Origin of the sequence: Bacteroides sp. AM41-16, assembly GCF_003603495.1 — a bacterium.
Lineage (GTDB): Bacteria > Bacteroidota > Bacteroidia > Bacteroidales > Bacteroidaceae > Bacteroides > Bacteroides uniformis.
In genome coordinates this window covers 1-21526 of the sequence record NZ_QTNE01000024.1, presented here as the reverse complement: position 1 = coordinate 21526, position 21526 = coordinate 1, and the positions used below count along the sequence as shown (strand labels likewise).

The window sequence follows — 21526 nt, the reverse complement described above, 5'->3', positions numbered from 1 at the left end:
GCGTTTTATAACTTAAAAATCATTATTTTGCGTAACTTTGCATTGTAATATCCGTCTCTTGGCAAGCGTTGGACAGATTCGCTAAACATCCACTGCCTCACAGCAGATCCAGTATTTTCTTATTGGCTTTATCTACCACGGTGGTATCCAACGATGCAAGATAAATCTGCGTAGTGTTCTCAGAATCATGCCCCATACCTTCGCTGATGACAGAGATAGGCACATTACGGCTCTTGGCAATACTTGCCCATGAATGCCGACCGACATACATCGTCAAGGGTATTGGCAAATCCAGCAGTTTCCCGATTTTCTTCAACAGATGGTTTACCCGATGAAGTTCGTTGGTGTATTGTTTCCGATAATCTTCATCATGTTTTGTAATGATAGGCAAGAGGTATTCCGTTTCGTTTATTGGATATTTATCAACAATCTCCTGCATACATTTTTCCCATTTGATGAACAGTTGTTGTCCTGTCTTGCGTCTACGATAGGAAAGAGTGCCATTCAGCAAGTCTTTCTTTCTCAGATAAGCCATGTCAATGAACGACATTCCCCTTGTATAGAAACAGAACAGGAACATATCGCAGGCATAGTCAAGATTGGGCTTCAATGACAAGTCCAGTCCTTTGATACGTCTGATGTCATTGAGTGATAAGGCTCGCTTCATGGTTTTCTCCACTCCCGTGTAGACAGACTTGAACGGATGCCGTTGCTCCGTCAGTCCATTTTCCACCGCACGGTTATAGACGGCTTTCAGAATTCGCATATAGAATGATATGGTGTTGGGCGTATTTCCCCTGCCTTTCAAATAAGCCTCGTACTCCGCAAACAAATCCGCATTAAGTTGGTCAAATAAAACCTCTGTGTCATTCATAAAACTGCTGAAACTTCTGAGTGCGGCTGTATAAGTCTCCGAGGTGCGTATCTTCCCTAAACGTTTCAGTCTCGCTACCTGCTGGCTGATGTAAGCGTTGAATGACAGTTCTTGCCTGTTTTCATGAAAGCGCATGACTACATCATCCGTTACGAATGTGCCGGATTGAGATAACGTGTGTATAATCTTATTCAACCTCTCCTTGTCCCATCTGATACGGGAACCTATCGAAAGCAGATAGTTGTTTCGCTCTTGTTCGTTCGGAGTACAATGCATGGCAACCGCTTCGGAATGTATATCCCATTCCGAAGCGAAAAGCTTATAGTCGGTATATATCTGTCTGACCACGCGGTTGTGAATCACCTGATAGTAAAGTGTACCCTCCTTGCCGACTATGGTAGAAGGGCGAAACTTGACTTTTACCGATGCCATATCAGTCGGATTTTGATTGGTAACACTTCTCCATATTCCTTGAAAGTTCTATAATCTTCCGACTTAACTTCACAAGTTCAATGGTACATCTTTCCAACTTATAAAGCAAAGCCATCGCTTTCTTCTCAGAAAAATGACAACGCAGCTCTTTTACGGCTTGATTATAATTCGTGCCGATGGCACGGAACTGGGCGTGGAAATCGGACAGCTTGGTTGTGTAGTCCACCATTGCCTTGTCTACCTTCAACACCTTGAACTTCTGCCCGAAGAAGTGCGCCTTCAGAAAGACAGCTTTCGCGTACACCTGTGATTCCTCATACATCGTGAGAAATTTGTTCCATTCCTCATCATCGAAGCGCACCATCACGCAGTGCGTCTTCGGGTTCAACTTGGGATTTCTCCCGTACTTGTTGTTCTTTTTCATGCTTCTTATTCTTTCAATTTTATAGTTTATCCTTTGTTTAATCTTTGATTAAGGAACCCCGAAATTATCCGACTTCGGAGGATAATTCTGCCCACGGCGGTGCAAGGGTTTTTAGTTACTCCGGAACATCCGAGTAACTGAAAACATACCTTGCTGTGTCTTTGAGGACACAAAAATCCTCCGCCTGTCGGATTGATTTCCGAGTGTAATAACTCACTTTGTGTATCGGTCGAACCGATGGAGTGCATCCAACGGCTCAACCTGTTCCACCGTAATCCCGTCAGAGTTTGCGCCACTGCTCGATGTCATTCCGGTAGGCATCGAGGTGCAGGCGGACAAGGTTCTCTATAAGTCCGGATGCGCTCATGCCCTTCCCTCCGAGGTAGCGGACAACCCTGTCCAGCTCGTCACGCACCGTCTCACTGACGAACACGGGCTTGCGGTTGATAATTTTGGGAACTTTGAGATAAGTGGTGCGGTACTCATCCAAAGACAGCCTGCGCTGTTTGCTGCTGATGCGCTTCTGCGGCATTGCCGCTTCTCCGGTCGCCACTCCTGACGGTTCATCTGCCATAGGAATTTCTGCTTCTTCCGTGACGGTCTTGCCGAGCTGTTCCGGCTCCTCCGGTTCCAGACCGATACTCCTGTAGAAGTCGTCTATCGACTTGGAGGTGTAGGGTTCCCTGCGCCCCATTTTTTCCACGATTTCACGAGCCTGCTGCTCTGTAATGTTTGGTTCTTTTTTCATTGTAAAAACAAATTGATTAAGTTATTGAATGTGGTCTTGGTCTATACCTCGACCGATTATCGGGAGCGAAGTAAGGTGCTTTAATGCAGTCAGTCAAGTACTTGGATTTTCTTAGGCATTTTTGTACGGTTTTGCTTTATGGAGACTGACAAATCGGTGCGGACTTCACCGATTTACCGGATATGAATAGCTGAAAGGACAAAGGTACGATTGGGGGCTATTTTAAATTAAGCCCTTATTTTGGCTGTGGCTTCCTTATAAAAAATGGGAATTAAAGGCTGAACGGAAATCGTATTCCACCGGCTTGCTCACAGATAACCGGCAAGCAGTACCCCGGACAATGACTACCGTATCGGCGCAACACGCTGCCACTTTTTGAAAATCCATTGCATGACAGCAGATAATGTATTTCTTTGTGGCAAAAGAAACAGTAACAATTAAAAGAAAGGCAATATGGAAATTGTATCAATCGAAAGAAAGACCTTTGAGGCAATGGTCGCCAAGTTCGACCGTTTCGTCAGCCGTATGGATGCCATCTGCCATCGGCACGGGGAAAAGAAAATGAGCGAATGGATGGATAATCAGGACGTGTGCCGTATGCTCAACATCAGCCCTCGCACGTTACAGACGCTTCGGGATAACGGCACGCTGGCTTATTCACAGATAAACCACAAGACATATTACCGTCCCGAAGACGTGGAGTTCATTGTCTCCGTTGTGGAGGATAGAAGAAAGGAAGCGAAGTTCAAAGGAAAGACTATATGAATTAAATATAATGACAACACCCACTAAATCCAGAGTAATATGAATGAGTTGATTAACAAGGACAACAAGTGGATAATCCACTTTATGGGCAGTCTTGACCGACTGCTTGATAATGTAGAGCATCTGACCGCCAATTACCGCCCGACATTGGGCGGTGAGCGTTTCTTCACTGACAAGGAGGTGTCGGCACGGCTGAAGGTGAGCCGCCGGACACTTCAGGACTACCGCAATGAAGGGCATATAGCCTATATCCAGTTGGGCGGTAAAATTCTCTACCGTGAATCCGACATCGAACGGATGCTGAATGACGGCTACCGCTCCGCCTACCGATAGAGGATAACTTGATTTTTCTTGAAGGAGTGTAGTTTGCCGTATGCCCTGTATTGCGGCAGCAATAGACTTTCGACAAAAAGAAAAAAGGAACGGCTTACGGATGAAGTGTCAATACTGCGCTTCGTCTGTAAGCCGTTCCTTTTCTGCTCTTTACCCATCAGTTGCTTATTTTTCGTTGCCGGATGCCTTTCAAACGTGTGGCAACGGAAACAAGTGGCTGACGGGATGAACCTCAACTATACCATCGGTTATTACTCCTGCCACAGGAAACAAACAACGTAACAGGCGTTTCTCTTTTGGTGGTGCTGATTTCATTTATTATAAACCGTCTGAACAAAGCACTTTCTTTACTGCATATCCTGAATGCAATGGCTATAACCATTTCAAGGTTGTAAACGTCATAACTGATACCATCCGGTTGCCTGATATATCGCATCGTATCGGCTTCATTCAGTTCATTGTTCTTATAGATTGCCCGTATCGTCTTGCGGACATCGCACGAGAACACCCCGAACAGGTCGGCAATCTCAAATTGCATCATCCATACGGGTGCGGTCGGCATAGTGACTGCACCCGTTTCACTGATTGTTATTATGCCTCTGCTCATAATTCCTTTATTTTATGATGATTATTTGCTATTTCTTCTTTTCGCCAGCCGATATTTCCTTTCTTCGTTCCATCAGTTTGTCCATATCTTTGGAAATTTTATCATCGGTTATCCGTGCATATCCCTGTGTCGTTCTAATATTGGAGTGTCCCATCATCTTGGCGATACTTTCAATGGGTATATCTGCCGAAATCAAAAAAGTGCCGAAGCTGTGCCGACTTTGGTGATAGGTCAAGTTTTCCTCTTTCCCTATGGTTATTCCCAATTCGTGAACCTCAAACCATAGGGCATCACGGTTGGGAAGAGGAAACACGGGCTTCTCGTCATCGGTCGTGTTATACAGCGACAATATCCGCTCCGCTATGGGATGTAAGGGTATGAATGCCTCTACCTTTGTCTTTTTGCGGTTGATGCGGATGTACCGTCTGCCATCAGCGTTTGTTCCGATATGGTGGGGATGAAGAAGTTTGATGTCCACATACGCCAGTCCCGTCAGGGTGGAAAATATGAAAGCCCGTCTTGCCAGTTCCATACGCTTGTCATACATCGGTGTGGAAAGTATCTTCTTGAACTCCTCACGGCTGATGTACCTGTGCCTTGCTTCCGGCTTTGTCTCATACTCCAGGTCCTCACAGGGATTTACACGGAGAATCTCCTTGTCTACGGCAAGATACAACAGGCGGTTCAGCCAACGCAGGCAATGGTTGGTCTGGGAAACCCCGAAGTTCTTGCATTTCTTCAAGTGGGCTTTGTAGGACTTGCCGAAATCCTCCGTCACTTCTTCAAGGGGAATGTCCTTTTTACCGATGGACGTAAGAAAATCCGTCAGGTACTTCTGATAATACATTGAACTTCGATAGGAAGAAGTCGAGTCTATTTCTTCGGAATGCTTCTTCAACCGCTCACGTTCCCATTCACCCATCTGTAGAAGAGTGGTCGGATGGATGTTGTTCAAGGATATGTGGTTCTTCAAAATTTCGGCACTGACCACACTTTGTGATTTCAGTATCTCATTGTAGGCTTCCTCTGTCAGTCGTAAATATTCTCGTAAACGGTTATTTTCCCTTACGGATTTAATCTCGTTTTTCTTGCTGTTCCATTCTTCCGGTCGGCAATAAATTCCCGTACTGATGGCAGTCTGTTTGCCGTCAATGGTTATACGGCAGAGTATGGCGGTCGTACCGTCAGCCTTTACTTTGCTGCGGTTAATGTAGGGCAAAAGTGAAAATGTGCTTCGCATATCGTTTTCTGTATTAAAGGATTAAAGAACTAATTGAAAATCTTTGGTGGCTTCTATGAACTTGTCCATGTCCTCGAAAAGTTTCTTAGGGCTGACACGGGCATAGACCTGTGTTGTGGAAATATCGGAATGTCCCAGCATCCTGCTGATGGTTTCTATCGGCACACCAGCTTCAAGCGTAATCAGCGAGGCGAAGCTGTGCCTCGCCTGATGGTAGCACAAATCATCCTTGATGTCTGCCAGTGCCGCCAACGCTTTCATGTGTCGTCTGAGATTTGACCAATGCAGCAAAGGGAACAGGGTGTCCCTATCCCCACTATGATATTTTTCAATCAGCGCAATCGCTTCCGGTAACAGTTTCACACTGGCACGAAGTTCGTTTTTCTTTCTTCGATACTTCAACCACAAAGCACCGTCCTCATCCGTATATAGGTTCTCGTGGGTAATCGAGACAACATCCGCATAACAGACCCCGGTGTAGCACCCGAAGAGAAACATATCCCTTGCCAGTATATGGGATTTGCGGTAAGCGGGTATTTCCACATCACGGATTCTCTCAAACGATTCACGACTCAATGCCCGTGGTGTCGTTTCTGTCTTCTTTGGTAAGGTAAAATGCTGGAAGTGGATTCTGTCGGCATATCCCTCCTTATACGCCAGACGGCATATCTTCTTCAGGATGGCAAGATGATGGCGGACGGTATCAATCGCATAACCCTTATTACCGGTGGCAAATGCCTGATAGTCGTGGATGAACTGCTCTGTCAGTTGTCCAAATGCCAAATCTTTCACCTTGTACTTGGTCTTGATGAACTCCCCGATTGTCAGGCGCATATAGTGATAACCGGGATAAGTCCCTTTTGCCCTGTCTATGCCGATACGGGCTTTGAGGTCATCGCAGACAACATCCGTCATTCGCATGAGCGTCATTTGCGTTTCCATGCTGCCCTGAAAAAGGTCTTTCACATCGGTAGCATCAAAATCAACCTTACGATTCACAAGGTTGTCAAAGGCATTGTTTACCGCTAACAGTAACTTTTCAATCTTGACATTGATCTCAACCGCTTCCTTGCTTTTGCCGTTCAGACGGCTTTCACGTGGATTCCATAATTCGGGAGTGCAGGACAGTTTGCATCCGAACTGTGCCATTGTCCTGTTTACCGTGATGCGTCCCATGATGGGAGCTTTTCCCGACTTATCCGGTCCGCTCTTTTTGAGGTAGAGCAACACCTTGAATTTTTCTACTTTCATACGCTTATATTTTTAGTGCAAAGTTACTTGCCATATAAGCGCTCTTTGATACGCAAAACACTGTGTATGAGCGCAAACAAAACGGTGAGGTTTTCTTTTCATCGCTTTGTGTTACCTATTCCCGTTTCGGTAACTGCTCGGCTAACGGTTTGGTAACTGAACAACCTCAATATTCCGTTGTCGTTTGCATTTTCCACATTTTGCAGAATACAGAAATACAGCTCATTTCAAACGACTTACGTTTAATCTTTACCTATTCACTATTACTTGCATCACCTTGTATATTCCACCTCGCCCGGCATACATTTGCGACCACAACCACGCTTGCAAAGGGTGTTCCCATCGAAACGGTCAGCAAAATGTTGGGACACACTAATATAGAAACCACGCAAATTTACGCCCGCATTACCAATAATAAGATAGGTAACGATATGCAGGGACTTGATAAGAAATTTGTCGGTATCGAGAAGATTTATAAAGAAGCCCTGTAACCATTCAAACAAGGAACTTGCCGTTAAAACGGCAGGTTCTCTACCTTATTATTACTCACTTTAAAACAAAATAAGCACATGAAAAGACAGTATCATAAAGAGTATCTAACCCGTGAAGAACTAACCGCCTTTTTAAAGGCTAAACTTTCTTCCGAACCTCTTGAAAAAGTCCGTGATGTTTTTGTATTCTCCTGCTTCACCGGGCTGGTTTATGAAGATTTAAAAAAGCTACGTGCAGAGCAACTTATGACGTTACCCAGTGGTAGCCACTATTTGCGAATATATGTTCCTATGACCCGTTTTCCCCGTACTATTCCCCTGTTGGATATTCCTTATAAAATAATTGAGAAATACAAAGGGCAACAAGAGGACGGCGGGTTGTTTCCGCTTTTTCCTTTACCTGTAATGAATATTCGGTTACGGGAAATAGCTTCTGAATGTGGCATAAACAAAACTATCACCACTTTTTCAGCCCGCCGGACGTTTGCCACTACGATAGCTTCGGAAAACGGTATTCCCCTTGAAGCTGCAGCCAAAATATTGGGGCATAGTCTTTTGAAAAGTACGCTTTCAGTCACTTGCTTTACGAAAAACAAGATAGCCAGTGATATGTCCGCTATTTCCGGGCAATTCAAAGATATGGAAACCATGTTTAATTTATAAATAATAGAATTATGGACTTACAAATCATTCAGAACAAAATTTTTGAAATCAGGGGTTACCGTGTAATGCTTGATTTTCATTTGGCAGAACTTTACGGAGTGCAGACCAAAGTATTGAAACAAGCGGTGAAACGTAATGAAAAACGCTTCCCGCCTGATTTTCGTTTCACCATGACGAAAGAGGAATGGCACGAACTGGTCACAAATTGTGACCAGTTGCCGGAGAGCCTGAAACACAGCTATGTACTTCCCGATTGTTTCACAGAACAGGGGGTTGCTATGCTTAGCAGCGTGTTGCGCAGTCAGACCGCCATAGACGTGAATATCTCCATCATGCGGGCGTTTGTCCTTATGCGCCAAATGGTAATCGGTTACGAAGAATTGCTGAAACGTATAGAGGAACTGGAAATAAGCACTGATGCACAATTCAGCGAAGTTTATCAAGCATTGACCCAATTATTAAGCAAGCCCGAACCGAAGCCACGCAAACCGATAGGATATAGAACCTATGACGAATAATTGTTTAAGGTATTCGGTTGTCTAAGGGGTGTCACCAATGATACCCCTTTTTCAGTTCCCTAAAGTAATGTATCTCAATCACAAATTTTAGCAAAGTTACAGCCCGGTGGGGACAAATACCAAATCCGAGCCGTTCCGGTTTTCTAAAAAATCTCCACACCTACGGGTCGTATTTTTTGAAAAGATTAGGTTGAAGTCCCCGCCAAACTGTGGGTGTCCGGCAAAATTTCTTATTGTTTAATTTAAAATTCAAGCGTTATGAAAACAACAGAATTTACCATGCCGGAAATTACTATCTCTTATAAAGACAATGTAAAAGCATCCGAAAGAATAAAAATACTCTCTTCTGAAACTTCTTATTCTTACTTAAAACCTTTTTATTCCGAATGTATGGAACACCACGAAGAAAGTTATGTAATGTTCCTCAATCGGGCAAACAAGGCTTTAGGCGTTTCCCTTATCTCTAAAGGCGGCATGACTGAAACTGTAATGGACGTGAAAATCATCCTGCAAACCGCCTTAAAAGTCCATGCTTCGGGCATAGTCCTCTCACATAACCACCCATCGGGCAATCTACGTCCGAGCGAACCGGACAATCAAATCACCTCAAAAATTAAAGAAGCCTGCAAGGTCTTGGATTTACACCTGTTAGACCATATCATCCTGACAGAAGAAAGCTATTACAGTTTTGCAGACGAGGGGCTTTTGTAAGCCCTTTTTTTGTTCTTTAAATACTTTATCTAATTATTGAATTTGCGCATTGATTTCGTTCCTGAACTTCATAGGATTGGCTATAAAGTTAAATTGATTTGTTGCCCCACCCGTAGTTACGACAATAGAACCAAAACCTAAAATACGTCCCATAATACTTTGATTGATGCGTAGTCCCTCACATTTACTTAAAATTAATTCGAGAGCGTCCCGGCTTAGAATACCTGATTTTAGAATGACCTTTTTATTTGTGACAACATATTCAGCCCCCATCTTTAGAAGAACTCTTTTTATCAACTGGAACAGTCCCAACAATAACAGAAGTAAACCGATATAATAAATGAAACCTGTCTGTGCAGAAGAAAAGAAAGCACCCAGTAATAACAGTATTGCCGGATATACGAATATATACCAGTGAATATCTGCCTTATATTTTATTACTTCGCCAGCTTGTAGGTTGTTCTGAATATAGCTCATAGTCTTTGTAAATTAATAGATTGCATAGTTTTATTATCAGGGGACAAAAGTACATATAATCAAAACGGTATAAAATAAATCTTAGATTTTTCTTTCAGACCAAAACTTAAATTTTAAAATAAAACCATTTTTCCAGTCTCTCTTATTGTAAATCTTCCTCTTAGGCAGTCCCCAGCCGGAGCAGTCATTCTCGTATCACATAGGCAAAGGTATTTCCGTGTTCTTCACGTCTTTGCAAGGTCAAGCCCTAAAGGGTTTAAATAAAAATCTTCCTGTTGTACTTCGTCCAAAGAGTATTTTTCTTTAAAATCTTGCAAAGCCTAAACACTACCCTTTCATGCCTATATGAAACGAAAACGACCGCCCCGACCGGAAACGCATAAAAAAAAAGTCAGATTTACGAGAAACAGGAAAAAAGGTTATGAAACTCAACTCCCTTACCTCTCAAATCCGCATAAATTTTAAAAGACACAGAATTATGGAAGCAGTAACATTATCAGAAGCAAGAGTTTATGTAGGTACTTACAACAAGTATAATAACGGTTCACTTTTCGGCAAGTGGTTAGACCTTTCCGACTATTCGGACAAGGACGAATTTTTGGAAGCGTGCCGGGAACTGCACAAGGACGACCAAGACCCGGAATTTATGTTTCAGGATTACGAGAATATCCCGGAAGCCCTGATTTCCGAAAGTTGGCTTTCTAAAAAGTTCTTTGAGCTTCGGGATGCCATCGAGAAACTAAGCGAAACCGAGCAGGAAGCGTTTTTCGTGTGGTGCGACCACCACAACAGCGATATAAGTGAAGAAGATGCGGACGACCTTATTTCTTCTTTTGAGGACGAATATCAGGGAGAATATAAGGACGAGGAAGATTACGCCTATGAAATCGTAGAGGAATGTTACGACCTGCCGGAGTTCGCAAAGACCTACTTTGATTATTCGGCTTTTGCCCGCGACCTGTTTATAACTGATTACTGGATGGATAACGGCTTTGTTTTCCGTTGCGCCTGATTACTAACCGGGTGGAGCAATCCACCCACAACACACCAAGACAATGAAAGTATATAATAAGATAACGACTTTTTTACGATGGTCTATATTGGCTTTTATCATCTATCAGGTAGCCACCAGCACCGCCGGAATGTGGATAGCCCTAATCATAGGCTTTTTTATTCTCCGGTTCGTTCTCCGGCTGTTTATCTCCGCCGTTTACCTGTTTTGTATGGCTTTTATTTTCATTGTCCTGCTTTCACTTCTGATTATCTGATAACTCATTATAAATTATAGCAATATGGAAAGTTTAAACAAAAACGGGGTAAGCATTACCCAAACGCCGGGAGAGGAAAAATATGTAAAATGCTGTTTAGGCGCATTTAGGGGTCAAATCTATTATCAATATGATTACCGCCATACAGACGGCGAACTGTTCAGCACCCTTGCCAAAACACTTGACGAGTGCCGCAAACGGCGGGATGAATGGATGGCGAAAAAAGAAAAGGTACAATAACAATTTAAAAGCTACATTTATGAAAACGACAGAAGTAAATAAAAGGATTATCGGCAGACGTTGTAAGTGCATATTTACGGGCTTACTGGTAACGGGTATTATTGAAGCCGTAGAAGAAAACGAACATTCCGTGCAGGTGAAAGTACGTTTCGACACGCCGCACCAATGGGGGGATGAACTTTATTCCTATGACTGGTCTTTCGGACGTAAAACAGACGGTTTCGGGTCTTTGAAATATTTGGAACTGTTGCCCGACGAAACGACATTCGATGCAATGATAGTTACTTTCGGCGACCCTATCGGCACACTGGACGGCATTTTTGAAGATGTGAAAACATGGGGTGTCTGTTCCCTGAAAGGCTGGATAGATAGCTACGAAAGCACCCGTTTCACGCCCATAGACGTAGATAAGGCAGTTATAACGAGTGAATATAATATGGAATGTGTAAAAGAGTGGTTGGAACATAACACACCCATAAAGGACATTATAATCGGTTAATGAAGAACGGCGGCAAATGCCGCCGCTACTTTCTTTCCGTGAGCCGAAGCGGAAAAAGAAAGATAGCAAAGAAACCTGTTTCCATTCCCTATAAAAAGATAATCCGCCGGGAAATACCCGCCGGATTATCTATCATAACATTACGCATAACGTATCATTCCAATTCTTCGCCCCATAGTTCCTTATCGGTCGGTGCGTATTTCATTTCATGCCAGCACCAGCCACCCACCAACAGGTAAAAGGCAGCCAAAGCCATAAAGAAATTACATATCATAAGGATAGTATATCTGAAACCTGATATTATTCCTCATGGTGCAGAAAGGTTACTTTCAGAACACATACCATTTCTTCATCTTCGGCATCAAATTTCCACGTCCGCTTTTTGACAACCATTTCCGTATCAAAATCGAAATGTTCCAGTACGGGTGCATTATCTTCTTCATCCGCCCACCTGAAAGCCTGATTAGACGGTGTTTTCCTTAATTCCACCCGGTCAAATTGGGAAATGCTTTCTTTATCCACTATCACAATATCACCGACTGCCGGAACTGCATCTGTTTTCCATGTGGTATTTACAAAAAATGAAATACCGTTTATATCCAATTCTATTTTAACCATGTCCTTTTTACTTTATTTGTTTTCTTCTTCCTTGTTATTGTCATTGTTAAATGAAAATGTTAATTGCTGTAACGTCCCGAAGCTATCTTGAAAATACACATCTACCGTTTGCTGGTCGGTCGATGCAGAGGTATAGTAAAGCCGGAATGTTTCACCCGGAAGCGGGTACAGGTCATTCGGCAGTAAAACCGTCCCATCGGACATTTTCAGCGTTCCCGCCCCGTCCGGTTGGAAATAGCGGATGAAATACTTTGTTTCCTCAAACCGCCCATCCCGGTGAAGCTGACACCTGATTTCGGCGGTTTCACCCACCTTTAATTTTTTCGGCACTGGCATCGTTTCGATACTGAACGGGTAAGACTGCTGTATATCCACATCGTCATTACACGCACCCACCAATAGCAAGGCGGCCATTACATAGCAGCCTATCAAAATACGGCTTAAAATCTTTCTCATATTCATTATATATAATAGGTTAGTTTATCACATTATAAATTTCAGTCCTACGCCAAACTGTGTATGGAACTTTCCGACTGAAGAACCGAACAGGCATCTTTCCCTTGCGTTAATCAGGAACACCACCCGGTCGGTAATATAACTTTCCAGTTCCAGCGTCAGCGCACCGCCATAGACAAAACCGTCCTTATCGGTCAGGGTCGAGCCATCGGGTAGCAATTTATCGCCCCAGTTGCTCGTTTCGTACCCGGCAAGTGCGGACAATCCCAGCGAAAGAAAAAAGGTTTTCTTCCGGTCTGAAAGGAAGTTCATATAGTAACCGCCCTCGCCTGTAAACTGGCTGACTGGTATTTGCAAATCCTTGTAGGGGTAATGCTTTTCGAGGTATTCCCCGCCAACAACCCACCTGTTCCCGTTTTTGGTATAGGTACTCATGGCAGCCCCGAAGTAATAAGCGAAATCGCTTTTACTGTTCCAGTGAACGCCGTCCGCCATGCCGCCCGTAACCTGCAAACCTTTCATTCCCGGCAGACATCTTTGTGCGTGTGCCTGGTTGAAAGTCAGGCACAGCACAAAAAGGGATATAATACAACATATCCTTTTCATGTTCATTTGATTTTAAGTTCGTTAATCACTTTTGCCGCCACGATGTCGGAGTTCTCCACCCGGATGGTTTGGTGTCTGCCCCCGTTCTTTTCCACCAGTTCGATAACCAAGACCTTATCATCCGGTATGGTGAACTGCGGAACGGTGTACACGGTGCGGACGGTACTTTTGCCGCCGATAACCAGTATTTCGTTATAGCTCCGCACCGGGTCGATAACGGTTTCCTGAATAGCCGTTCTTTTGGCTACTTTCTTATCCACAATCTTGAAACGGATAAAGTCGGTATCAAACGGCACGTTTGAACTGTTCCTTGTTTGTGTATGGAAGTAGAACAGCCCGTTATGCGAATAAATGCCCTTTACCAAGAACTGCACCCCGAACCGTTTGCATCCCAAATGCTTTATTTCCCGGTCATTGTTTTTGTAGATGGACTGCATAATCAGCTTTACCAAAAGCGGGCTTTCGTTACCCAGTTCACGGAAATAGATGTTCATCCGGGTATGGCTGAAATCCGTTGTGTCCTCATTCTCCAAGAAGTCTTTCATTTCGATGTTCAGCATTTCCGGTTCATGTGCGTATTTTGCATTGAAACTGTAAAAGCTGCCATCCTCACAGATAACGGAAAAATTGGTTTCACCGGGAAAGCCCTCTGTTGTGGCTTTCACCCTGACAACATTTTCCGCCCCGTCCGCTTTTCCCGCAATAATGTAGTTACTGCCTAAATCCACGTACTTAACGGCAGACGGGAAAATGATATGTACCGTTTTGGCGAACGTCACCTGTACGCCGTAAGGTGTCACCATTTGGCGGTAAGGGAGCTTCTTTGTAATGCCTTGATACAAATCGTTACTTTGTGCTTTCACTGAAACCACGCCCAAGAGTAGGGCAAACATGATAATTAACTTTTTCATTTGGATTGAAATTTTTATGGTTGATAAATAAATTACTGTTGTTTGGCGTAAAGCATCACCTGATAGTTCGCTTTCAGGTGTACTTTTACCGTTCTGAATTTCTTAGCAAGGTATTGCGAACCGCCTTGCATCAAGCCCCTTGTAATATCCATTGCGACCTGTTGCCCGGCACTTTGCGCAAAGGAAATGCTCGTACCCAGCCCCGCACCGATATTCGCCATCGCTTCTTTGGCTGCTTCCTGTTCCAGTGACGAGGGTATGGAAAGCCCTTTTTGTCCGTCACTGTCGTAAACGGCAAGTTCCACCGGAATAATGTTTCCTGAATATTCGAGCGAGGACACCAATATTTCGAGCCGTTCCCCCTGAACTTTGGCACTTCCTGATACAAGGCTGTTTTTCGGGACAATCACATTCCCCGCCTGTAACGGTTCTAACAGCCGGAGCTTGACGGTCTGCCCGTCCATAAGTGTTTGGTCGTTATGAACACACGCCCGGATAGTGTTCTTTCCCATCGAATAATCACTGCCGACCGCCGTATTAAACCCGTAATTGCGTGGCTTGCTGTATTCGGCGATAAATTCGGCGTTGCTCATAGGTTGCTGCAATCCTGAAACCGTCCTGTCCGATACCGATTTTACAGGTGTGGCATTTCCTTTGCCCTGAACAGGTGCGGACGGTGCGACCTGTGCAATCTGTCCCGGTTGCGGTGGTACGCTTTGCCCGTTCTGTCCGTTCATGTATTTTGCCGCCAGTTCGTAGGATTTTTCCATAAGAGCCACCTGTTCATCCATGCTGCCCGCACCGTTTTCTTTCGCATCGAGCCGGGCAGTGAGTTCTTCCACCTGACGTTTCAGTTCCTCTTTTTCCTTGTCCTCTTTCGGCGTTTCGTAGAAACTGCCTAACTGACGGTTCATATCCCGGTAAGCTGCCGCCGAAGATTGGATAGAGGAACGGCTATTGTTCGGCGCACCCGCCCCGAAGTCTATTACATTGGTTTTCGGTTTTTCCGCCGGAGCATCATCTATCAGGGTCAAATCTTCCCCGTTCCCGTTTTCCTCTCCCAGCGAAAAGGCAAAATCCTGTAAGGAGCGCATCTTGTCCGCCTGTTTGTTCTCCATTTGTTCCTGTTCGTAGGCGGTCTTTTTATCGCTGATTATCCCGTCCCCTTTGGGTTGCGGAATATCGGCGTTAAATCCGCCCACGTTTTCCACCTTTGCTTCGTCCTTATCGGACGGTGCAAAAATCAGGTACATAGACCCCAAGAAAACCAGTCCCATAAGCGGGTAAACCAGCATCTTTTTTCGTTGCTGTATCTGCTGTGGGGTCAGTTCCTTTTTTTCCTTTACCTGTTTTTCAGGTTCTTTCTTCCTGTCCGTTTCCGGTGCGGGAACTTCATTCTTCACTTCTTTTTCTTCCATTGTCTGACTGATTAAAAATGTTCGTACTGTCTTTACCTTGTAGCTGCAACTGCCTGATGTGTTCTATCCGTATGGTTTCGCCATCCTCTTTTCCTATCCGGTAAATGGATGATACCGTAAAGTAGATGGATAGCCCGCCGAAGAACAGGAGCATAAGCAAGATTACCGCCAGCCTTATTTCCGGTGTCATGCGCCCGCACAGGCGGCGGAGTTTTTCATCTGCCCAGTCCTGCACATGGGTAATTACCTGATTCACCGGAGAGAGAATTTTCCGTATCATGGCTTACCGCTTTATGGTGTTCAAATCCTTGTTTTCCGTTATCTCGAAACTTTCCATCATAAAGCCGTGCGGGTTATTATCACTTCTTACGGCGTTCAATAACCGGCAACGGGTGACAAGGCTTCTTTCCGTCACGCTGCTTTCACGGATAATCATTTGCCGGGCATAGGTAGCCACCGCATACGGGTACACATCGAAATTGCAAGAAACGCTGTCTATCTGTATGGTCTGGCTGATATTGCCCGAAATGATACGGTTGTAATATCCCTTTTCCGAGAGGTCACGGTAATAGTTAAATGCGCTTTTGTCGGCAAGGAACAGCGACCGTTTGATATTGCTTTCGATAGCGTTCTTATCCGGTGAGAGCGTGAAAAAGAGTTCGTGAAAACGCTTCACGTGTTCCCTTGCTTCGACCGGACGGTTTTGTGTCAGGTCTTGCGAAAGCGCAAGCATCAACGATTTGCCACCGTCCAGCACATAAATCTTTTGCCGTTGCGCTTCGGCAAACGTGTAGGAGTTCCAAACGGCATAACCCGTTATCAGGGTACACATAACGACAAACACGATACCGAAAAGCCGTATCTGTTTGAAACTGGTTTCAATATTCTTTAAACTTTTAAATTCCATCTTGATTTTTAATTATTGATTACTTTTGATTAATTTACCGCCGACCCTGCCGCCAGCGTTCCCGGTGGCTGCTCCGGCTACCGCACCAACTCCGCTACCTGTCTTGTTAGCTGCACTGTTTATATTCCGGCTCATGTTGCCCATTCCGCCCGCCTGAATAATCCAGTTCGATACGGTGGGAATGGTGAAGTAACCGATGATACCGATTATCATAAAAATTATGTACACGCTGTTACTTCCGTCCGGTATAAAATTGGGGTCTGATAGCTCCTGAATATCTTTCTGCAACATAAGCACCTGTATTCGGGCAAGTATGGAACTGAACAGGTCTGAAACGGGTAGCCACAGGTAAACGGAAATGTACCTTGTTATCCATTGGGTCAGTGTCGCCTGAAAGCCATCATATACACTGATGGCAAAGGCTATCGGACCCAGTATGGCAAGGACAATCAAGAAAAAGGTTCGGATGGTGTCTATCACAAGGGCTGCCGATTGAAAGAGCAGTTCCAAAAGTTCCCTGAACCAATCCCGGACGGATTGCTTGATATTGTGGGCTGCCCTATCCATGTACATACCGCCCATTGTGGCAATATCTTTGGCAGACCATCCCAATTCGTCAATCTGTTTATCAAATGCTTCATCCGAAACAAGGTAAGCCGTTTCCGGATTACGCACCATCGCTTCATATTCCAGTTTGTCCTTTTGTTCCCGGTAGGCGTTCATATCGAAAGTTTGCGTTTCGAGCATATTGTTACACCCCTTGACTACTGGCGACATCACACTGTTAATCGTACCCAGTACGAAAGTGGGGAAGAACATAATACAGAAGCCAATCACAAAGGGACGGAGCAAAGGGTAAACGTCTATCGGTTCGGCACTGGCGAGCGACTGCCATACTTTGGCAGCCACATAAAACAAAGCCCCCAGTCCCGCTATTCCTTTGGCTACCCCCGCCATGTTCCCGCATAACGGCATCATATCCGTGTATAAACTACGGAGTATCTGATGCAGGTTATCAAATTCGATTGCTAATAACATACTACTTATTTTTAGAAGTTACCAGTAACGTTCATCCGCCGAACCATACAAAGCCATTACCCGGTCGGTGTCCTTTTTCTTTTTCGCCCGCAGGTAGGAAACAGAAATATTCTTGCGGGTATAGTAACTCACCAAATCCCGGTAGTTCCTGATGGAGTTATACGTCCGGTCGATAACGTCCATCCGTTCTTTATCCGACATGGAAAGCCCGTTGATGTTCACCACGCTTTTCATTTCTTCCAGTACATCGGAACTTTCCTGCAACAGTTGGGTGTAGCCGTAGGCAATGGCTGAAAGTTCGTCCGGCGTATAGTTTTCATCCGAAAGCATCTTCTGAAAACTGTTCACATAGATGTCGGAAATCTCACCGATAAGCAGAATAGACTTCTGTACTTTCCGTGCATCTTTGACAAGGTTATGCACTGATTTTAAGGCATCATAATAATCTTTTCCCTGTTGATAAATCTTTACCGTTTCCTGAAAATTCTTTATCATATTCTGTGCGGTCGAAGAAGTCTGAATAATGTTCTTTGACGCATTGATAATCCCTTGCGCCAAGTTGCCGGGGTCACTCACCACCCACTGTGCGTTTACCTTTCCGGCAAACAGGCTGCATACTACGAGCAGCATTATAATCTTTGTTTTCATACGCTTACTTCTTTATTGGTTGTTTACTCCGTTTATATTCTCCGCCGGGAGAAAGCAGAATCCGGTCGTTTTCCTTGTCGTAGGTCAGCAGGACGGAAAGCCCGGTTTCGATGAACAGGTTTCCGTCCTGTTCTGAAATCTGATAGGTTTCCGTTTGGATAGTCCCCCGGTAGGTCATTTTGCGGGTCGTTACCCTGTAATGCCCGTTTTCCTCAAAGAGAGTAAACGCCGGACGGTTTTTCACGCTTTCCCAGTCCCCACGCATCGCCCTAAGACGGTCGGCGTTCGTTTCCTTACAGGAAGAAAGCCCCAGTAACAAGGTGCATAACAGCACCGGAAACAAGAATTTTAAATGTTTCATACTGAATGATTTTTAAATTGTTAATTGATTATTTTTCAGGATTGCGCTTGCTTTCGGCAAGCCGTTTGATGGCAAGTTCGAGGTTGCCACCTAACTTTTCGGACAAGACGAAAAGTTCCATCTTTTCCGTTTCTTCCGTTGTGAACGTGTAATATTCTTCCAAACTCACTTCGGTAGCATATACGGCTGACTGTGTGCCGCCTAAGCCTATCCAGACTTCTTTGTATTTTCGGTTCGGATGATTGGCAAGGTTGATGGAAAGCACCTGTGAACGTTCCTTATCGGTCAGTCCCAAAAGGTTCTGTATGCCATCGAATTTATTAAGGTACTTCCGTTGGTCGAGCAGTATCTTACAATCCGAATTGTTTATAATGCTCTCTTTTACAATGGGAGAAGATATAATATCTTCAACCTCTTGCGTAACTACAATCGCTTCGCCGAAATACTTTCTAACGGTTTTGTATAAATATTTTATGTAATCCGCCATGTTCGCCGATGCAATCGCTTTCCACGCTTCCTCAATTAATATTAATTTCCTGATACCCTTTAATTTACGCATTTTGTTTATAAATACTTCCATAATGATAATGGTTGTAATCGGAAATAAAATTTTGTGGTCTTTGATATTATCCAACTCAAAGACAATGAATCGTTTATGCAGCAAATCAAGCTCTTTGTCAGAGTTCAGCAGGTAGTCATATTCGCCCCCTTTGTAGTAAGGTTCTAATACATTCAGGAAATTGTCTATATCGAAATCCTTTTTCCGGACGTTCTTTTCTTGCAGGTGCGCCCGGTAATCGGTTTTCACATACTCGTAGAACGTATTGAAGCAGGGAGTAACCGAACTGTCCTTAGTAATCAGTTCGATATAGGAACTTACAGCGTTTGACAAAGCCACTTCTTCCGCCCGTGTGGGTGCTTCATCATCCCTTTTCCACAGGGTCAGGATAAGCGTTTTGATACTTTCCTTTTTCTCGATGTCAAATATCCCATCTTCCACATAGAAAGGATTAAACGCTATCGGGTTTTCGGTGGTATAGGTAAAGTAAATCCCATCTTCCCCGTGCGTTTTCCGGTTAATCATTTCACACAGCCCCAAATAACTGTTTCCGGTATCGACTAATAGCACGTGCGCATTTTGTTCGTAATACTGGCGCACCATGTGGTTGGTAAAAAATGACTTGCCGCTACCACTCGGCCCAAGTATAAACTTGTTGCGATTGGTAATAATGCCCCTCTTCATGGGTAGGTCTGAAATATCAATGTGCAACGGCTTTCCCGTGACCCTATCCACCATCTTGATACCAAAGGGAGAAAGCGAACTTTTGTAGTTCGTTTCTTCGGTGAACAGGCAAAGAGCCTGTTCGATAAAAGTGTAGAAACTTTCTTCCGCCGGGAAATCCGCCTGATTACCGGGTATGCCCGCCCAAAACAGGGTCGGCGTGTCGGTGGTGTTGTGACGTGGTTTGCATTCCATAAGTGCGAGCTGTGCCCCCACATCATTTTTAATGTGCTTCAATTCGTCCCGGTCGTCACTCCACGCCATGATATTGCAATGGCATCGCACGGAGATAAGCCCCAGTGAATGTGCTTCGTTCAAATATTCCTCTATCCAAGACTTGTTAATCTGATTGGCACGACTGTATTTGGAAAGGGAGTGCATATTGCGAGCCATCTTTTCAAACTGTTTCAGGTTCTCCGTATGGTCGTCAATGAAGATGTACTGGTTATATATATGGTTACAGGAGAGCAGCACGCCCACCGGAGAAGCAAAAGATAACCTGCAATCGCTCCGGTCGGTGGATAGCTTTTCATAGCGGGTGTCAGTCCCTACTTTTCCCGGCATATCTTCCGCATCCGAAAGGGTATGCAAACAAAGAATATCATCGCCAATCTTCATTTCGTCAGCACCCAGCGAAATATCTTTCAGTGTGGTGGTATCGGTCTGTGAGAGTGAAAAGTATTTCTCCACGATACCCGCCGTTTCCTTTGTTCCGGTTATCTCGTCCGAAGTCAGGCGGGTAAGGGTAATGAAACCGCTATCGTTCATAATGCTTTCAAACTGCCCCACCGCTTCGAGGAACTTTGTAACGGTTTCCTTGTCCTTTATCTCTTTGGGGACAAGGAAGCCCCGGCAAAGGGTGGAGAAATTACTCTGCATCCGGCTGCGTTCCTTTGTCGTTTTCGTCAGGAACAGGTAGCAGGTATGGTTTAAGAACGGTCGTTCATTGAAATGCCGTTCAAAGGAACGGGAAAGGAAACTTAAATCATCCTTTTGGATGTCAGGCGCATAGTTTTCTTTGATGAACCAGTCCTGTTTATGTACAATGCTGTAATCGGGCAGCACCTTTACCGCCTTGTTCCAAGCGGAATGTATCGCTTCGTATTCGGCTGCCGTAACGGTGAACAGTTCGGGCAGTTCCACCCTGAACGCCACTGTTATATCGGCATCTTTGGAAACGATGCACCCGTTCTCCACCGTGAACAGTGGAAACTTGTTTTCCAGCGTGGTAGCTTTTAATATATTTCTCATTTCGATGCTTGTTTCTGATTTTTAGTAAATAATCGGGATATGGCTTTTCGGTTGATGATATGGAAAGGGTGGCTTTTGCGTGCGGACAATTTCATTAACCCGTGTGTCCCGTACTTTTCGTTTAACCGGAATGTGAGCCATACAAGCAGCGTTGCCGAAGTAACGCCGAAGATGATACACACCCACTGGTTGATACCCACCATGTACATGATGATGAAAAGCACGAACAGGGCTAACAGCCCGCCCGCAAAAATGAAAAGATATTGACTTTTCAACCCTTTAAATTCAACTGGCTTGCCTATCCCCCTGTTAATCGGATAGTCTGCCATAGTCCGTTCTTTTAGAGGAAGAACGAGCGCAGGATAGTGGCGGCTACAATCAGGAAGATGCACGCACCGAACCAGCTTGCAGCAGTTTTACTTGTGTCGGGGTCGCCACTGCTGTCGAGTAGGTCAGCCCCCTTACGGGAGCTTTCCCCTCTAAGAACCG

Annotated in this window: 29 protein-coding genes and 1 pseudogene; 10 read left to right on the top strand and 20 right to left on the bottom strand. The window is 44.5% G+C overall.

Translation table 11 applies throughout. The features are described 5' to 3' along the window. Positions 1-97: 97 nt before the first annotated feature. From DW896_RS18135 to DW896_RS18120, 3 genes are all read right to left on the bottom strand, one after another. Positions 98-1306 carry a site-specific integrase gene (locus DW896_RS18135; protein WP_011966149.1) on the bottom strand — a complete coding sequence of 403 codons (1209 nt, stop codon included), beginning with the start codon at positions 1304-1306 and terminating at the stop codon, positions 98-100. A gap of 1 nt (position 1307) precedes the next feature. Further along, positions 1308-1730, bottom strand: coding sequence for a conjugal transfer protein MobA (gene mobA / locus DW896_RS18130; RefSeq protein WP_011966148.1), 423 nt, complete (start codon positions 1728-1730; stop codon positions 1308-1310). A gap of 280 nt (positions 1731-2010) precedes the next feature. Next, positions 2011-2478, bottom strand: a complete 468-nt coding sequence (locus DW896_RS18120) for a DUF3408 domain-containing protein (protein WP_011966146.1) — start codon at positions 2476-2478, stop codon at positions 2011-2013. 453 nt (positions 2479-2931) lie between these two features. Between DW896_RS18120 and DW896_RS18115 the strand changes: the two genes are divergently transcribed. Both DW896_RS18115 and DW896_RS18110 read left to right on the top strand, forming a co-directional pair. Further along, the gene (locus DW896_RS18115) at positions 2932-3243 is read left to right on the top strand and encodes a helix-turn-helix domain-containing protein (RefSeq protein WP_011966145.1); all 312 of its coding nucleotides are present in this window, start codon (positions 2932-2934) and stop codon (positions 3241-3243) included. 39 nt (positions 3244-3282) lie between these two features. Then, on the top strand, positions 3283-3576 hold the full coding sequence (locus DW896_RS18110; protein ID WP_011966144.1) for a helix-turn-helix domain-containing protein: 294 nt from the start codon (positions 3283-3285) through the stop codon (positions 3574-3576). A 232-nt stretch (positions 3577-3808) separates the two neighbouring features. Here the strand turns inward: DW896_RS18110 and DW896_RS18105 are convergent, their stop codons facing one another. Genes DW896_RS18105 through DW896_RS18095 form a run of 3 tightly spaced genes read right to left on the bottom strand, consistent with a single transcriptional unit; the run spans position 3809 to position 6674 of the window. Next, positions 3809-4183, bottom strand: coding sequence for a hypothetical protein (locus DW896_RS18105; protein WP_011966142.1), 375 nt, complete (start codon positions 4181-4183; stop codon positions 3809-3811). Between the two features lie 28 nt (positions 4184-4211). Then, positions 4212-5423 (bottom strand): site-specific integrase, encoded by a 1212-nt coding sequence (locus DW896_RS18100; protein ID WP_119993626.1) that lies wholly within the window; start codon positions 5421-5423, stop codon positions 4212-4214. Between the two features lie 21 nt (positions 5424-5444). Continuing rightward, the gene (locus tag DW896_RS18095) at positions 5445-6674 is read right to left on the bottom strand and encodes a site-specific integrase (RefSeq protein WP_119993624.1); all 1230 of its coding nucleotides are present in this window, start codon (positions 6672-6674) and stop codon (positions 5445-5447) included. A gap of 284 nt (positions 6675-6958) precedes the next feature. Here DW896_RS18095 and DW896_RS21915 point away from each other — a divergent pair. From DW896_RS21915 to DW896_RS18075, 4 genes and pseudogenes are all read left to right on the top strand, one after another. Then, positions 6959-7165 (top strand): annotated as a pseudogene (locus DW896_RS21915) (tyrosine-type recombinase/integrase); the annotation flags it as partial. 78 nt (positions 7166-7243) lie between these two features. Next, entirely contained in the window at positions 7244-7828 is a 585-nt protein-coding gene (locus DW896_RS18085; protein ID WP_119993621.1) for a site-specific integrase, read from the top strand. A gap of 11 nt (positions 7829-7839) precedes the next feature. Then, positions 7840-8346, top strand: coding sequence for an ORF6N domain-containing protein (locus DW896_RS18080; protein ID WP_115484130.1), 507 nt, complete (start codon positions 7840-7842; stop codon positions 8344-8346). Between the two features lie 258 nt (positions 8347-8604). Further along, entirely contained in the window at positions 8605-9057 is a 453-nt protein-coding gene (locus tag DW896_RS18075) for a RadC family protein (RefSeq protein WP_119993619.1), read from the top strand. Between the two features lie 33 nt (positions 9058-9090). On the opposite strand, the gene DW896_RS18070 is transcribed toward DW896_RS18075, so the two are convergent. After that, positions 9091-9534 carry a PH domain-containing protein gene (locus DW896_RS18070; protein ID WP_115484128.1) on the bottom strand — a complete coding sequence of 148 codons (444 nt, stop codon included), beginning with the start codon at positions 9532-9534 and terminating at the stop codon, positions 9091-9093. Positions 9535-10012: 478 nt separating this feature from the next. On the opposite strand from DW896_RS18070, the gene DW896_RS18060 reads away from it, so the two are divergent. The 4 genes from DW896_RS18060 to DW896_RS18045 are packed head-to-tail and all read left to right on the top strand — an operon-like array spanning position 10013 to position 11541. Next, entirely contained in the window at positions 10013-10546 is a 534-nt protein-coding gene (locus DW896_RS18060; protein WP_119993617.1) for an antirestriction protein ArdA, read from the top strand. A 43-nt stretch (positions 10547-10589) separates the two neighbouring features. Further along, the gene (locus tag DW896_RS18055; RefSeq protein WP_119993615.1) at positions 10590-10802 is read left to right on the top strand and encodes a hypothetical protein; all 213 of its coding nucleotides are present in this window, start codon (positions 10590-10592) and stop codon (positions 10800-10802) included. 24 nt (positions 10803-10826) lie between these two features. Beyond that, entirely contained in the window at positions 10827-11042 is a 216-nt protein-coding gene (locus DW896_RS18050) for a DUF3873 domain-containing protein (protein WP_007483934.1), read from the top strand. 19 nt (positions 11043-11061) lie between these two features. Further along, complete coding sequence (locus DW896_RS18045) at positions 11062-11541, top strand: hypothetical protein (RefSeq protein ID WP_117981699.1); 480 nt, start codon at positions 11062-11064, stop codon at positions 11539-11541. Between the two features lie 300 nt (positions 11542-11841). On the opposite strand, the gene DW896_RS18040 is transcribed toward DW896_RS18045, so the two are convergent. From DW896_RS18040 to DW896_RS17980, 13 genes are all read right to left on the bottom strand, one after another. Next, on the bottom strand, positions 11842-12159 hold the full coding sequence (locus tag DW896_RS18040) for a hypothetical protein (RefSeq protein WP_044301334.1): 318 nt from the start codon (positions 12157-12159) through the stop codon (positions 11842-11844). Between the two features lie 12 nt (positions 12160-12171). After that, positions 12172-12621, bottom strand: a complete 450-nt coding sequence (locus DW896_RS18035; protein WP_044301332.1) for a DUF3872 domain-containing protein — start codon at positions 12619-12621, stop codon at positions 12172-12174. Positions 12622-12642: 21 nt separating this feature from the next. Beyond that, positions 12643-13221 carry a conjugal transfer protein TraO gene (locus DW896_RS18030; protein ID WP_119993664.1) on the bottom strand — a complete coding sequence of 193 codons (579 nt, stop codon included), beginning with the start codon at positions 13219-13221 and terminating at the stop codon, positions 12643-12645. A 2-nt stretch (positions 13222-13223) separates the two neighbouring features. Beyond that, positions 13224-14132: a conjugative transposon protein TraN gene (gene traN / locus DW896_RS18025; protein WP_119993613.1), complete on the bottom strand. Its 909-nt coding sequence runs from the start codon at positions 14130-14132 to the stop codon at positions 13224-13226. 32 nt (positions 14133-14164) lie between these two features. Further along, positions 14165-15550, bottom strand: coding sequence for a conjugative transposon protein TraM (gene traM / locus DW896_RS18020; protein ID WP_119993611.1), 1386 nt, complete (start codon positions 15548-15550; stop codon positions 14165-14167). Beyond that, positions 15525-15830 carry a TraL conjugative transposon family protein gene (locus DW896_RS18015; RefSeq protein WP_117991304.1) on the bottom strand — a complete coding sequence of 102 codons (306 nt, stop codon included), beginning with the start codon at positions 15828-15830 and terminating at the stop codon, positions 15525-15527. The genes traM and DW896_RS18015 overlap by 26 nt, the downstream gene beginning before the upstream one ends. A 3-nt stretch (positions 15831-15833) precedes the next feature. Beyond that, on the bottom strand, positions 15834-16457 hold the full coding sequence (gene traK / locus DW896_RS18010; RefSeq protein WP_015532621.1) for a conjugative transposon protein TraK: 624 nt from the start codon (positions 16455-16457) through the stop codon (positions 15834-15836). Positions 16458-16469: 12 nt separating this feature from the next. After that, the gene (traJ, locus tag DW896_RS18005) at positions 16470-17495 is read right to left on the bottom strand and encodes a conjugative transposon protein TraJ (protein ID WP_009000833.1); all 1026 of its coding nucleotides are present in this window, start codon (positions 17493-17495) and stop codon (positions 16470-16472) included. Positions 17496-17513: 18 nt separating this feature from the next. After that, positions 17514-18143 (bottom strand): DUF4141 domain-containing protein, encoded by a 630-nt coding sequence (locus DW896_RS18000; RefSeq protein ID WP_119993608.1) that lies wholly within the window; start codon positions 18141-18143, stop codon positions 17514-17516. A 4-nt stretch (positions 18144-18147) separates the two neighbouring features. Continuing rightward, positions 18148-18504 (bottom strand): DUF3876 domain-containing protein, encoded by a 357-nt coding sequence (locus DW896_RS17995; protein ID WP_118196841.1) that lies wholly within the window; start codon positions 18502-18504, stop codon positions 18148-18150. 28 nt (positions 18505-18532) lie between these two features. Beyond that, complete coding sequence (locus DW896_RS17990) at positions 18533-21037, bottom strand: TraG family conjugative transposon ATPase (RefSeq protein WP_119993606.1); 2505 nt, start codon at positions 21035-21037, stop codon at positions 18533-18535. Continuing rightward, the gene (locus tag DW896_RS17985; RefSeq protein ID WP_008775036.1) at positions 21034-21366 is read right to left on the bottom strand and encodes a DUF4133 domain-containing protein; all 333 of its coding nucleotides are present in this window, start codon (positions 21364-21366) and stop codon (positions 21034-21036) included. Before DW896_RS17985 ends, DW896_RS17990 begins: the two co-directional genes overlap by 4 nt. An 11-nt stretch (positions 21367-21377) precedes the next feature. Beyond that, on the bottom strand, positions 21378-21526 hold a 149-nt coding region (locus DW896_RS17980), incomplete at its 5' end, for a DUF4134 family protein (RefSeq protein WP_118326110.1).

Bases quoted from the DNA above. Each gene is read 5' to 3' on its own strand.
- DW896_RS18035 (WP_044301332.1), bottom strand. From the start codon at position 12,621: ATGAATATGAGAAAGATTTTAAGCCGTATTTTGATAGGCTGCTATGTA.
- traJ (WP_009000833.1), bottom strand. From the start codon at position 17,495: ATGTTATTAGCAATCGAATTTGATAACCTGCATCAGATACTCCGTAGT.
- traM (WP_119993611.1), bottom strand. From the start codon at position 15,550: ATGGAAGAAAAAGAAGTGAAGAATGAAGTTCCCGCACCGGAAACGGAC.
- DW896_RS18015 (WP_117991304.1), bottom strand. From the start codon at position 15,830: ATGATACGGAAAATTCTCTCTCCGGTGAATCAGGTAATTACCCATGTG.
- DW896_RS18050 (WP_007483934.1), top strand. From the start codon at position 10,827: ATGGAAAGTTTAAACAAAAACGGGGTAAGCATTACCCAAACGCCGGGA.
- DW896_RS18045 (WP_117981699.1), top strand. From the start codon at position 11,062: ATGAAAACGACAGAAGTAAATAAAAGGATTATCGGCAGACGTTGTAAG.
- DW896_RS17995 (WP_118196841.1), bottom strand. From the start codon at position 18,504: ATGAAACATTTAAAATTCTTGTTTCCGGTGCTGTTATGCACCTTGTTA.
- DW896_RS18070 (WP_115484128.1), bottom strand. From the start codon at position 9,534: ATGAGCTATATTCAGAACAACCTACAAGCTGGCGAAGTAATAAAATAT.
- DW896_RS17985 (WP_008775036.1), bottom strand. From the start codon at position 21,366: ATGGCAGACTATCCGATTAACAGGGGGATAGGCAAGCCAGTTGAATTT.
- DW896_RS18095 (WP_119993624.1), bottom strand. From the start codon at position 6,674: ATGAAAGTAGAAAAATTCAAGGTGTTGCTCTACCTCAAAAAGAGCGGA.
- mobA (WP_011966148.1), bottom strand. From the start codon at position 1,730: ATGAAAAAGAACAACAAGTACGGGAGAAATCCCAAGTTGAACCCGAAG.
- DW896_RS18000 (WP_119993608.1), bottom strand. From the start codon at position 18,143: ATGAAAACAAAGATTATAATGCTGCTCGTAGTATGCAGCCTGTTTGCC.
- DW896_RS18105 (WP_011966142.1), bottom strand. From the start codon at position 4,183: ATGAGCAGAGGCATAATAACAATCAGTGAAACGGGTGCAGTCACTATG.
- DW896_RS18115 (WP_011966145.1), top strand. From the start codon at position 2,932: ATGGAAATTGTATCAATCGAAAGAAAGACCTTTGAGGCAATGGTCGCC.
- DW896_RS18085 (WP_119993621.1), top strand. From the start codon at position 7,244: ATGAAAAGACAGTATCATAAAGAGTATCTAACCCGTGAAGAACTAACC.
- traK (WP_015532621.1), bottom strand. From the start codon at position 16,457: ATGGAATTTAAAAGTTTAAAGAATATTGAAACCAGTTTCAAACAGATA.
- DW896_RS18080 (WP_115484130.1), top strand. From the start codon at position 7,840: ATGGACTTACAAATCATTCAGAACAAAATTTTTGAAATCAGGGGTTAC.
- DW896_RS18110 (WP_011966144.1), top strand. From the start codon at position 3,283: ATGAATGAGTTGATTAACAAGGACAACAAGTGGATAATCCACTTTATG.
- DW896_RS18040 (WP_044301334.1), bottom strand. From the start codon at position 12,159: ATGGTTAAAATAGAATTGGATATAAACGGTATTTCATTTTTTGTAAAT.
- DW896_RS18120 (WP_011966146.1), bottom strand. From the start codon at position 2,478: ATGAAAAAAGAACCAAACATTACAGAGCAGCAGGCTCGTGAAATCGTG.
- DW896_RS18075 (WP_119993619.1), top strand. From the start codon at position 8,605: ATGAAAACAACAGAATTTACCATGCCGGAAATTACTATCTCTTATAAA.
- DW896_RS18135 (WP_011966149.1), bottom strand. From the start codon at position 1,306: ATGGCATCGGTAAAAGTCAAGTTTCGCCCTTCTACCATAGTCGGCAAG.
- traN (WP_119993613.1), bottom strand. From the start codon at position 14,132: ATGAAAAAGTTAATTATCATGTTTGCCCTACTCTTGGGCGTGGTTTCA.
- DW896_RS18100 (WP_119993626.1), bottom strand. From the start codon at position 5,423: ATGCGAAGCACATTTTCACTTTTGCCCTACATTAACCGCAGCAAAGTA.
- DW896_RS18030 (WP_119993664.1), bottom strand. From the start codon at position 13,221: ATGAAAAGGATATGTTGTATTATATCCCTTTTTGTGCTGTGCCTGACT.
- DW896_RS18055 (WP_119993615.1), top strand. From the start codon at position 10,590: ATGAAAGTATATAATAAGATAACGACTTTTTTACGATGGTCTATATTG.
- DW896_RS17990 (WP_119993606.1), bottom strand. From the start codon at position 21,037: ATGAGAAATATATTAAAAGCTACCACGCTGGAAAACAAGTTTCCACTG.
- DW896_RS18060 (WP_119993617.1), top strand. From the start codon at position 10,013: ATGGAAGCAGTAACATTATCAGAAGCAAGAGTTTATGTAGGTACTTAC.